Annotated in this window: 11 protein-coding genes and 1 pseudogene; 5 read left to right on the top strand and 7 right to left on the bottom strand. The window is 73.9% G+C overall.

What is annotated here, in order from left to right:
• Positions 1-386 (bottom strand): annotated as a pseudogene (locus IEZ00_RS36405) (electron transfer flavoprotein subunit alpha/FixB family protein); the annotation flags it as partial.
• A 17-nt stretch (positions 387-403) separates the two neighbouring features.
• Positions 404-1,186, bottom strand: coding sequence for an electron transfer flavoprotein subunit beta/FixA family protein (locus IEZ00_RS09120; RefSeq protein WP_189222749.1), 783 nt, complete (start codon positions 1,184-1,186; stop codon positions 404-406).
• 274 nt (positions 1,187-1,460) lie between these two features.
• Between IEZ00_RS09120 and IEZ00_RS09115 the strand changes: the two genes are divergently transcribed.
• Positions 1,461-2,303: a DegV family protein gene (locus IEZ00_RS09115; RefSeq protein ID WP_189222748.1), complete on the top strand. Its 843-nt coding sequence runs from the start codon at positions 1,461-1,463 to the stop codon at positions 2,301-2,303.
• A 49-nt stretch (positions 2,304-2,352) separates the two neighbouring features.
• Positions 2,353-2,496: a hypothetical protein gene (locus tag IEZ00_RS09110; RefSeq protein ID WP_189222747.1), complete on the top strand. Its 144-nt coding sequence runs from the start codon at positions 2,353-2,355 to the stop codon at positions 2,494-2,496.
• 10 nt (positions 2,497-2,506) lie between these two features.
• Here IEZ00_RS09110 and IEZ00_RS09105 read toward each other — a convergent pair whose 3' ends face one another.
• Both IEZ00_RS09105 and IEZ00_RS09100 read right to left on the bottom strand, forming a co-directional pair.
• On the bottom strand, positions 2,507-2,941 hold the full coding sequence (locus IEZ00_RS09105; RefSeq protein ID WP_189222746.1) for a hypothetical protein: 435 nt from the start codon (positions 2,939-2,941) through the stop codon (positions 2,507-2,509).
• 31 nt (positions 2,942-2,972) lie between these two features.
• Positions 2,973-3,695 (bottom strand): hypothetical protein, encoded by a 723-nt coding sequence (locus IEZ00_RS09100; protein WP_189222745.1) that lies wholly within the window; start codon positions 3,693-3,695, stop codon positions 2,973-2,975.
• Between the two features lie 324 nt (positions 3,696-4,019).
• On the opposite strand from IEZ00_RS09100, the gene IEZ00_RS09095 reads away from it, so the two are divergent.
• Genes IEZ00_RS09095 through IEZ00_RS09085 form a run of 3 tightly spaced genes read left to right on the top strand, consistent with a single transcriptional unit; the run spans position 4,020 to position 7,535 of the window.
• Positions 4,020-4,769 carry a class I SAM-dependent methyltransferase gene (locus IEZ00_RS09095; RefSeq protein WP_189222744.1) on the top strand — a complete coding sequence of 250 codons (750 nt, stop codon included), beginning with the start codon at positions 4,020-4,022 and terminating at the stop codon, positions 4,767-4,769.
• On the top strand, positions 4,766-6,253 hold the full coding sequence (locus IEZ00_RS09090) for a 1,4-alpha-glucan branching protein domain-containing protein (protein ID WP_189222743.1): 1,488 nt from the start codon (positions 4,766-4,768) through the stop codon (positions 6,251-6,253). Before IEZ00_RS09095 ends, IEZ00_RS09090 begins: the two co-directional genes overlap by 4 nt.
• A gap of 31 nt (positions 6,254-6,284) precedes the next feature.
• Positions 6,285-7,535, top strand: a complete 1,251-nt coding sequence (locus tag IEZ00_RS09085; RefSeq protein ID WP_189222742.1) for a glycosyltransferase family 4 protein — start codon at positions 6,285-6,287, stop codon at positions 7,533-7,535.
• Between the two features lie 76 nt (positions 7,536-7,611).
• On the opposite strand, the gene IEZ00_RS09080 is transcribed toward IEZ00_RS09085, so the two are convergent.
• From IEZ00_RS09080 to IEZ00_RS09070, 3 genes are read right to left on the bottom strand one after another with little or no spacing between them, the layout of a single operon-like run.
• Positions 7,612-8,040, bottom strand: a complete 429-nt coding sequence (locus IEZ00_RS09080; RefSeq protein ID WP_189222741.1) for a protein-tyrosine phosphatase family protein — start codon at positions 8,038-8,040, stop codon at positions 7,612-7,614.
• Positions 8,037-8,789: an acyltransferase gene (locus tag IEZ00_RS09075; protein WP_189222740.1), complete on the bottom strand. Its 753-nt coding sequence runs from the start codon at positions 8,787-8,789 to the stop codon at positions 8,037-8,039. Before IEZ00_RS09075 ends, IEZ00_RS09080 begins: the two co-directional genes overlap by 4 nt.
• Entirely contained in the window at positions 8,786-9,214 is a 429-nt protein-coding gene (locus IEZ00_RS09070; protein WP_189222739.1) for a GNAT family N-acetyltransferase, read from the bottom strand. The genes IEZ00_RS09075 and IEZ00_RS09070 overlap by 4 nt, the downstream gene beginning before the upstream one ends.
• Between the last annotated feature and the right edge of the window lie 4 nt (positions 9,215-9,218).

Raw genomic sequence — 9,218 nt, 5'->3', positions numbered from 1 at the left:
GACTGGGTGGCCACGCCCTCGCCGTCGAGGTCGACGGCGTCGTAGACCAGGCCGGAGCCCAGGCGCACGGCCAGCCGACCGGCGACCTCCTTGCCCTCCAGGGTGGCCGGGACCAGCACGGCCGCCGGGGACGCGGTGCCCGCGAGCGCGGCCAGTGCGTCCACCTTCGGCGTGACCAGGAGGTTGGCCGCGTCGTCGGACTCGGCGGCGTAGACCTTGGTCGCGCCGTAGCGGCCCAGCGCCTCCCTCACCTTCGCCGCGGTGCCGGGCGATCCGACCACCACCGCGGCCGGGTCGCCGAGACGGCGCGCGGCGGATAGCAGCTCATAGGTGACCTTCTTGACCTCGCCGTCGACGTGGTCGACGAGGACCAGGACCTCGGACATGTGTTCCCTCCCCGCCCTCAAATGAGCTTCTGGCCGACCAGGTACTCGGCGATCTTCACGCCGCCGTCACCCGAGTCCTCGACGCGCTGACCGGCGCTGCGCGGCGGCTTGGGGGCCGCCTCCAGCACCTGGCTGCGCGCGGCGCCCAGGCCGACCTCGGCCGCGTCCAGGCCCAGGTCGGAGATGGTCAGCGTGGTCACGGGCTTCTTCTTGGCCGCCATGATGCCCTTGAAGGACGGGTAGCGCGGCTCGTTGATCTTCTCGGTGACGCTGACGACGGCGGGCAGGCTCGCCTCCAGGTGCGCCACGCCCTCCTCGGTCTCGCGCTCGGCCTTGACCGTGGTGCCCTCGACGGTGACCTTGCGGACCTGGGTGACCTGCGGCAGGCCCAGCAGCTCGGCCAGCATGGCGGGCACCGCGCCCGCGCGGCCGTCGGTGGCCTCGTTGCCCGCGATGACCAGGTCGTAGCCCTCCACCGTGCCGATGGCCTTGGCCAGCACCTTGGCGGTGGTCAGCGCGTCGGAGCCGTGCAGCGACTCGTCGGAGACGTGGACGGCCTTGTCCGCGCCCATGGACAGCGCCTTGCGGATGGCGTCGGTCGCGCGGTCGGGGCCCATCGCGACGACGGTGACCTCGCCGCCGTGCGCCTCCTGGAGCAGCAGCGCCTCTTCGACCGCGCGCTCGTTGATCTCGTCGAGGACGGCGTCCGCGGCGTCGCGGTCGAGGGTGTGGTCGGTGTCGCGGAGCTTGCGCTCGGACCAGGTGTCAGGCACCTGCTTGACCAGGACGACAATGTTCATAGGTCCTCTTCGACCTCCTGCGGACGGGGCTGCGGCGTGACGGGGCGGCGGGAGTGGGACGGGTTCCGCCGGGGTCGTTCGTGACCCTGCCACGTCATCGCCGCGGTGGCACGGTGGTGTCGACCACCCCGATGTTACCCGCCAGTAGCCCAGGTGCAAGCCGCAGCAAGCACCGCCCGCGCGTGACGATGCTCACGGGAAACTCTGCCCGAGCTGCACCGAACGCCGTTAGGGGCCAACATCCCCCACCCCCTATCCGGCTAGGTTCGATCTCATGATCCGGCGAGTTGCGATCATCACCGACTCCACCGCGTGCCTGCCCGACCAGCTGGTCGAGAAGCTGGGCATCGTCGTGGTGCAGATCCAGGTCCGCGTCGGCGACCGGGTGGACGACGAAGCGCGCGTCCCGGTGCCCGAGCTGGTCGACGCCATGCGGCAGCGCCTGGACGTGGCCACCACCCCGCCCGACCCCGGCGCGTTCTTCTGGGCCTACCAGGAGGCCGCCTCGGCGGGCGCGGAGGCGATCGTGTCGCTGCACGTGTCCTCCGGGCTCTCGCGGACCGCGGAAGCCGCCCGCGCGGGCGCGGCGCAGGTGCGCATCCCCGTGCACGTGGTCGACACGGGCACGTGCGGGATGAGCCTGGGCTACGCGGTGGTGGCCGCGGCGACCGTGGGGCAGATCGGCGGCGACGCCGAGCAGGTGGCGGCAGCGGCGCGGCACAGCGCCGCCCGCAGCACCGAGCTGATCTACGTCGACACCCTGGAGTACCTGCGGCGCGGCGGGCGGATCAGCGCCTCGGCGGCGTTCCTGGGCTCGGCGCTGTCGATGAAGCCGCTGCTGACCGTGTCCAAGGGCCTGATCTCGCCGCTGGAGCGGGTGGTGGGCGCGGAGCGCGCGATGCGCAGGCTGGTCGACGTCGCGGTGAAGCGGGCGGGCGAGCAGCAGGTGGACATCGCCGTGGAGCACTTCGACGCCGCCGAGCGGGCCCAGGCCGTGCTGGAGCAGCTCACCGAGCGGCTGCCCCGCGCGCGCCGGGTGCTGCTGACCCCGGTGAGCACCGCGATCGGCGCGCACGTCGGCCCTGGGGCGCTCGGGGTGACCGTTTCGCCGGTTTAGGAACTCCTCGCCAGGTTTGCGCGTTGAGCGGACGGGGAAGGAGGTAGTCATGGCATCGCTGTTCAGCAAACTCGCGGCGTTCGCACGCAGCCCTCAGGGACGCCGGGTTACCGAAAAGGTCAAGTACGCCGCCCAGGACCCGCGAAACCGGGCCAAGGCGCAGCAGCTGCTGCGCAAGTTCAAGAAGCGCTGAGGGACCCGATCTAGGTCGACGGTCTCCGCGCCACCCCGGTCCCCGGCTCCGGCTCCGCCGCGCTCTCCGGCGGCGGTTCCGGAGCCTCTTCCGGCGCCTTCCGCACGGTCGCCTCCGAAGTCGCTTCCCAAGGCGCCTCCGCGAGCTCCTCGCCCGCCGGGCGCACCGGCAGGCCGACCACCGGGTTGCGGAAGATCGGCCGGGTGGCGAAGTCGTCCTCCGGCCAGCGCAGCTCCAGCCGTTCCCCGTCCGGTTCCGGGGCGGGCGCGGGCTGCGGCGGCGCGGGCTCCGCGGGCGCGGGCTCCGTCACCATGCCGTCCTCGCCCTCCTCGGCTCGCTCGACCTCCTCGGCCTCGGTGCGCCTGAGCATCACCGCGGTGAGCACGCAGCCGACCGCGAACGACAGCGCGCACAGCCCCAGCACGACGGCCGCCGTCACGCTCATCGCCCGCCGCCCACCTTGCCCCGGCGCCGCATCAAGCACCCACCCGCTGGTCGACCAGCCCGGTGATCGGCGCGGGCGCCTCCGGCGCGACGCCGCCCGCGCGCAGCCGTCGCAGCTGCGCGGCGGCCAGCCGCGCCTCGGCGATGTGCCGCCGCGCCCGGCGCGCGGCGACCTCGACCACGAAGGCGGCCCGCACCCTGGTCAGCTCCTCCTGCTCGGCCAAGCGCCGGACGGTTTCCGCGCGTCTGCGGATCATGGTGCGCTCGAACGCCTCGCGCTCGTGCTCGCGCCGCGAGCGGGACTCCTCCTCCAGGTGCCTGCACCGCTCGGCGGTCTCCCGCAGCACCCGGTCCACCTGCCCGCGCACCCGGTCCGCGTGCGCCCGCAGCCGCCGCTCCTGCTCCCGCTGCCTGCGCGCCAGCTCGGCCTCGCGCCGGTCCAGCTCCGCGGTCCGGCGGGCGGCGGCCTCGCGCAGCTCGACGGCCTCCCGCACCAGCTCGCGGCGCAGCTCGGCGACCTGGGCGGCGACCTCCGGCGCGGGCGTCCCGGCATCCGCCCGGTCCGGGCGGGTGGCCTCCAGCAGCTCGCGCAGGTCCGCCACCCGCGCCAGCGCCGAGGCCCGGTCGGGGTCGGCGCGGCGCAGCTCCTCCTCCAGCCGGTCGACCCGGTCGAGCAGCTGTCGTCGGCGGAAACCCCGGAAGGCGATGCCGAAATCCGCGCGACGCGGAATGGTCCCCGACTCTTTCGCACCCATGCCCGCCCCATCGGCTCCGGTTATCAAGATTCGCCGAGGATAGCGACGCACTGATCAGTCGTCCTGAACGCCGTATGAACCCGCTCATGGGTAAAGTCACCCGTTAGAGTGGATTTTTTCCGACAACTTTCCGAAACTACCCCAACAGAACGTTACTTCTCGTCACCCGATGAGGCTAATTATGGTAAAAAGTGTGGGGTACGAAAAAATGTGTGTTGCAGCAAACAATCAGTTGACCGGCAGTCGGGATTCACCCGAACCGGTGACATGCGGACCGGACGGCCGGTGCCTACCCGCCAGTAACGGGCAACTACCCTGGGCCGGGTGACCGTCGAGCCACTGCCCCTCACCGGTGAGCGGACCGTGCCGGGCGTCCCGCAGGAGAACTACTGGTTCCGCCGCCACGAAGCCGCCTACCTCGACCTGGCCCCCCTGTGCGCGGGCGCCGAGGTGCTGGAGGCGGGCTGCGGCGAGGGCTACGGCGCCGCCCTGCTCGCCCAGGGGGCCGCGCGGGTGGTCGCGCTGGACTACGACGAGCTCACCGCCGCGCACGCCCACCGCGCCTACCCCGAGTTGGCGGTGCTGCGCGGCAACCTGGCCGCGCTGCCGCTGCGCGACGCCTCCGTGGACGTGGTGGCCAACCTCCAGGTCATCGAGCACCTGTGGGACCAGGAGGGCTTCCTGGCCGAGTGCGCGCGGGTGCTGCGCCCCGGCGGCAGGCTGCTGGTCACCACCCCCAACCGGCTCACCTTCTCCCCCGGCCGCGACACCCCGCTCAACCCGTTCCACACCAGGGAGCTGGCCCCCGACGAGCTGGCCGGGCTGCTGGTCGGCGCGGGGCTGCGGGTGGAGCGGCTGGCCGGGCTGCGGCACGGCCCCCGGCTGCGCGAGCTGGACGCGGCCTTCGGCGGCTCGCTCATCGACGCCCAGGTCCGCGTGGTCGTCGACGGCGGCGGCCGGTGGCCCGCCGACCTGCTGGCCGCCGTGAGCGCGGTGCGCGGCGACGACTTCGAGATCACCGACGACGACCTCGACACCAGCCTCGACCTGGTGGCCGTGGCGGTGCGCCGGTGACCGGGCAGGGGTCCGAGGGGACGTTCTGCCTGGTGCTGCACAGCCACCTGCCCTGGCTGGCGCACCACGGCGCCTGGCCGGTCGGCGAGGAGTGGCTCTACCAGGCGTGGGCGCACTCCTACCTGCCGGTGGTGGACCTGCTGCGGCGGTTCGCCGACGAAGGCCGTGAAGACGTGCTCACCCTCGGCGTGACACCGGTGCTGGCCGCCCAGCTGGACGACCCGTACTGCCTGCGCGGCCTGCACGACTGGCTGGGCAACTGGCAGCTGCGGGCGCACGGCGCGGCTCGCGGGCTGCCCGACCTGGCCGCCCGCGAGCACCGCGCCTCGCGGTGGGCGCTGGAGGAGTTCGAGACCCGCTGGCGGCACGGCTTCTCGCCGCTGCTGCGGTCCCTGGTGGACTCCCGCGTGGTCGAACTGCTCGGCGGCCCCGCCGCGCACCCGTTCCAGCCGCTGCTGGACGAGCGGCTGCGCGCGTTCGCGCTGCGCACCGGCCTGGACGACACCCAGCGGCGGATCGGCACCCGCCCCGAGGGCATCTGGGCCCCGGAGTGCGCGTACGCGCCGGGCATGGAGGCCGGGTACGCGGCGGCGGGCGTGCGGCGGTTCGTGGTGGACGGTCCGTCGCTGCGCGGGCAGACCTGGGCGGGCCGCACCGTCGGCGACTCGGACGTGGTCTGCTTCGGCCGCGACCTGGAGGTGTCCTACCGGGTGTGGTCGCCCAAGGTCGGCTACCCCGGCGACCCGGCCTACCGCGACTTCCACACCTACGACCACCCCAGCGGCCTCAAGCCGTCGCGGGTGACCGGGGTGCACGTGGACCCGCGCGACAAGAAGCCCTACGACCCCGACCTGGCCGCGGCGGCGGTGCGGCGGCACGCCGAGGACTTCGTCGACGTCGTGGTCGCGCGGCTGAGGTCGCTGCGCGAGCGGCACGGCCGCGCGCTGGTCGTGGCCGCCTACGACACCGAGCTGTACGGGCACTGGTGGCACGAGGGCCCGGCCTGGCTGGAAGCCGTGCTGCGCGCGCTGCCCGAGGCGGGCGTGCGCGTCACCACGCTGCGCGGCGCGGTCGAGGCGGGCCACGTGGCCGGGCCGGTGGAGATCCCGCCGTCGTCGTGGGGCGCGGGCAAGGACTGGCACACCTGGCACGGCCCGCAGGTCAGCGACATCGTGCACGGCAACGCCGAGGTGCAGCGGGAGCTGCTGGAGCTGGACCTGTCCGGCCCGGTCCGCGACCCGGTGGCCGACCAGGCGGTGCGCGAGGCGCTGCTGTCGCTGTCCAGCGACTGGGCGTTCATGGTCACCAAGGACTCGGCCGCCGACTACGCCCGCTACCGCGCCAAGGTGCACGCCGACCGGTTCGCCGAGCTGGCCGCGCTGTGCCGCACCGGACGGGGCAGCACCGGACGGGGCCACGAGCGGGCCGCCGAGCTGAGGCGGGTGGACGGCCCGTTCGGCCACCTCGACGCGCGGTCCCTCTGATGCCCGCCCACCGGGAATGGGAGGATGCGCCATGCGCGTGCTGATGTTGTCGTGGGAGTACCCGCCGGTGGTCGTGGGCGGTCTGGGCAGGCACGTGCACGCCCTGGCGGCGCACCTGGCGCGGCAGGGGCACGAGGTGGTGGTGCTGTGCCGCCAGCCCGCGGGCACCGACGCCATCACCCACCCGACGACCGACGAGGTGTCCGGGGGCGTGCGGCTGATCCGCGTCGCCGAGGACCCCGCGCACCTGGTGTTCGAGCGCGACCTGGTGGCGTGGACGCTGGGCATGGGCCACGCGATGATCCGCGCGGGCCACGCGCTGCTGCGCGACTGGCGGCCGGACGTGGTGCACGCCCACGACTGGCTGGTGACGCACGCGGCGGTGGCGCTGGCCGAGGCGAGCGGCGCGCCGCTGGTGGCCACCGTGCACGCCACCGAGGCCGGGCGGCACAGCGGGTGGCTGTCGCACGTGCTCAACCAGCAGGTTCACTCGGTGGAGTGGTGGCTGGCCAACCGCGCCGACGCCCTGATCACCTGCTCGGCCGCGATGCGGACCGAGGTGGCGCACCTGTTCGACGTGGACCCGGCGGCGATCACCGTGCTGCACAACGGGATCGAGCCAGGGCGCTGGCGGGTGCGGCCCGCCGACGTGGCCGCCGCGCGCGAGCGGCACAGCCCCGACGGCGCCCCGCTGCTGCTGTTCTTCGGGCGGCTGGAGTGGGAGAAGGGCGTGCAGGACCTGATCGCCGCGCTGCCCCGCGTGCGCCGGTGGCACCGGGGCGCGCGGCTGGTCGTGGCGGGCGAGGGCACGCACCGCGACTGGCTGGTGGAGCAGGCGCGCAAGCACAAGGTGCGGCGCGCGGTGGACTTCGTCGGCCACCTGTCCGACCGGGAGCTGGCCGGGGTGCTGGCCGCGGCGGACGCGGTGGTGCTGCCCAGCAAGTACGAGCCGTTCGGCATCGTGGCCCTGGAGGCCGCCGCGGCGGGCGCGCCGCTGGTGGCGTCCACCGCGGGCGGGTTGGGCGAGGTCGTGCTGGACGGCCAGACCGGCCTGTCCTTCGCGCCCGGCGACGTGGACGCCCTGGCGCGGGCGGTGCGCTCGGTGCTGGCCGACCGCCCCGCCGCCCAGCGCCGCGCCCGCGCCGCCAAGACCCGCCTGGCCACCGACTTCGACTGGTCCCGCATCGCCGCAGGCACCGCCGAGGTCTACCGCGCCGCCACCCCCGGCCCGCCCCGCGCGCTGGGCCGCCCCAAGATCGCCACCGGCAACGCCTTCCTCTGACCCGCGAGTCGAACGCTCAGGACCCCCGAGTTCAACGCTGAGGACCCCCGAGTTCAACGCTCGCGGGTTGCGTGCGTCAGGCGAAGCTCCGGACCCAGGCCCGCTGCCACGGCGTCTCCACCGCGCGGTGGTTCAGGTGCTCCCGCGTCCACGCCACGGCCTCGTCCGCGGGCACGCCGGACAGGATCGCCAGGCACGCCACCACCGTCCCGGTCCGCCCCACGCCGCCCCCGCAGGCCACCTCGACCCGCTGCCCGCTCTTGGCCCGCTCGTGCAGGTCCTTGATCAGCGCCACGGCGGCGGCGCGGTCGGTGGGCAGCAGGAAGTCCGGCCAGTGGACCCACTCGTGCGGCCAGGTCAGCCGGTCGTCGAACTTGCGGCGCAGCGTCTTCCCGCCCAGGTAAAGGCCGTAGTCGGGGACGCCGTCGGCGGTCGAGCGCTTCAACCCGCGACCGCGCACGCGGGTGCCGTCGGGCAGTTCTATCGCGCCTGGCAGGGTTTTCACAGGTTGCTCCCGTTCCGTGCTCGTTCCAGGGCTTCACGGGCCTTGCGGGCCATGTCCTCGACGGCGGCGCGGCGCACCGCGTCCGCCTCGTAGTCCTCGCGCCGGTCGCGCACCACGCGCGCGGGAATCCCCACCGCGACCTTGTAGTCCGGGATGTCCCCCCGCGCCACCGCGTGCGCGCCGAGCACGCAGCCCCGGCCGATCCTGGTGCCCCTGGTGACCGTGACCTTGGTGCCCAGCCAGCAGTCCGGGCCGATGCGCACCGGCGACTTCACGATGCCCTGGTCCTTGATCGGCCGGGTGATGTCGGCGGTCACGTGGTCGAAGTCGCAGATGTAGACCCAGTCCGCGACCAGCGTCGCCGCGCCGATCTCGACGTCGAGGTAGCAGTTGACGGTGTTGTCCTTGCCGAACACCGCCTTGTCGCCGATGCGCAGCGAGCCCTCGTGGCAGCGGATGGCGTTGCCGTCGCCGATGTGCACCCACCGGCCGATCTCCAGCCGCCCGTAACCGGGGCGGCAGTGCAGCTCCACCTTGCGGCCCAGGAACACCATGCCGCGCAGCACCACGTGCGGGTTGGCCAACCGGAACTTCAACAGCCGCCAGTAGCGGACGAGGTACCACGGAGTGTACGCACGGTGGCGCAGCACCCAGCGCAGCGACGCGAGGGTGAGGAAGCGGGCCTGCGCCGGGTCGCGGCGGCTGCCGCGCCACCTGGTCCACACGGGAGCACCCCACATGCTGGTCATGCCGGCACCCTAACCAGCGCGCCACCGCCGGACTCGACGAACCCGTGCCGCAGGTACAGCGCCAGTGCGTGCCGGTTGCCTTCGGCCACCCGCAGCACGACCCGCCTCGGCGCGGCCCAGCGCACCACCGAATCCACCAGCGCGTCGCCCACGCCGCGTCCGCGCGCGGACGGCGCGACCCACAGGGAGATCAGCTCCACGTGCCCGTTGTCGGGCATCCCGCTGACCATGCCCACCGGCTCGCCGCCCAGCCGCGCGACCGCGTTGTACGAGCCGGTCAGCCGCTCCCGCCAGCGCCGTTCACCCGCGTCCTGCCAGTCCGCCAGGGACGAGCCGAACGCCTCCGGGGCGTCCCGCAGCGCCGCCAGCCGCAGATCGCGCCATAGCCGCCAATCGGCCACCTCCAGCGCGCGCACCTCGATCACCCGT

This window comes from Saccharothrix coeruleofusca, from assembly GCF_014648515.1.
GTDB classification, from domain to species: domain Bacteria; phylum Actinomycetota; class Actinomycetes; order Mycobacteriales; family Pseudonocardiaceae; genus Actinosynnema; species Actinosynnema coeruleofuscum.
This window is presented reverse-complemented; position numbering and strand designations above follow the sequence as displayed.